We start from the raw sequence: 1,249 nt of genomic DNA on the forward strand, positions 1-1,249 counted from the left end.
TGGCGGTCAGCGCCATAAACGGCAGCGTCGGGAACCGCTGGCGCAACTGACCGAGCGCGGCATATTCCGGGCGGAAATCGTGGCCCCATTGGGAGATACAGTGCGCTTCATCAACGGCTAATAACACCGGATTCCAGTGCGCCAGATGCTCAAGAAAGTTATCCAGCATCAGGCGTTCCGGGGCGATATAAAGCAGACGAATTTGCCCGGTGCGGCAGCCTGTCATCACTTCAAGTTGCTGTTCGCGGGTTTGCGTCGAGTTAAGGCACGCCGCCGCCACGCCGTTGGCTTGCAGTTGATCCACCTGATCTTTCATCAACGAAATCAGCGGTGAAACAACCACGGTAAGGCCGTTTAGCAATAAGGCAGGAATTTGATAGCAAAGGGATTTTCCGCCACCGGTGGGCATGACGACCAGGCAATCGCGACCGGAAAACACAGTGTCGATAATTTCTTCCTGGCCGGGGCGAAACTGTTGGTAGCCAAAGGTTTCTTGTAAAACCTGTTTAGCTCCGGACTCCAGATTCAACACTTCCGCCTGCGCCACATTCACCCCGATTGCCTGAAATAAAAACAGGCGCTATTTTCAGCGCCTGCGCGAGAAACTGCAATGCTTTTAGTCTCTGAGAGGGTAATCCTGGATGCTGGGTTCCAGATTTGCCAACCACTCAACCGTTCATCAAAACAAGTCGTTTAGCATAACTCCTACACCGACACGGGTCTGGTTGAAGTTATAGTCGATGAGCGATTCGCCATAGCCGCTGTAAACCTGAGTATAAAGGCGCACATGTTTGGTGATCGGGTAACTTAAGCCTAACTCCGCGCCGCCGTAGCCGGTGTTCCAGTTGTACTGTCCTTTCGCACTGAGCACCGCATCACCGAGGTGATAGCCGATTTTAAGCTGGTAGTAACCCATATATTTGGTGATATCCGGGTTATCGTCAGTATTACCCACCACATACCACGGCTTCACTTCTACCAGCCAGTTACCGTTTTCTGCCATCAGGCGAGTATAAAGGCGGTTCCAGCTGCGGGAGGTCGGGTCTGAACGCCCGTTAGAGTCGTGGTTATACCCCATCTCCACATCGCGCAGCGTCCAACCTGCAAAACGGTAATCGGTGGCAAAACCGAGGAACAATTGCGGTTCGTAGTTGGTTTCACGAAACGGTGAAGACTCTTCGCTATTGGACAGTTGCCACCAGGATTTTTGCGTATAAGACGCACCCAACACCGAGTTCGGGCCTAAAAT

General features: G+C 52.5%; 2 protein-coding genes. Both read right to left on the minus strand.

All coding sequences use genetic code 11. The features are described from left to right. A partial coding sequence (locus R7Z41_RS23950) for a RecQ family ATP-dependent DNA helicase (RefSeq protein WP_411913144.1) occupies nt 1-547 on the minus strand: 547 nt, incomplete at its 3' end. A 132-nt stretch (nt 548-679) separates the two neighbouring features. Next, nucleotides 680-1,249 (minus strand): phospholipase A (gene pldA / locus R7Z41_RS23955; protein ID WP_318141636.1); only part of this gene is annotated, 570 nt, incomplete at its 5' end.

The organism is Vibrio sp. 1457 (assembly GCF_033340195.1).
Taxonomy (GTDB): Bacteria; Pseudomonadota; Gammaproteobacteria; order Enterobacterales; family Vibrionaceae; genus Vibrio; species Vibrio alginolyticus.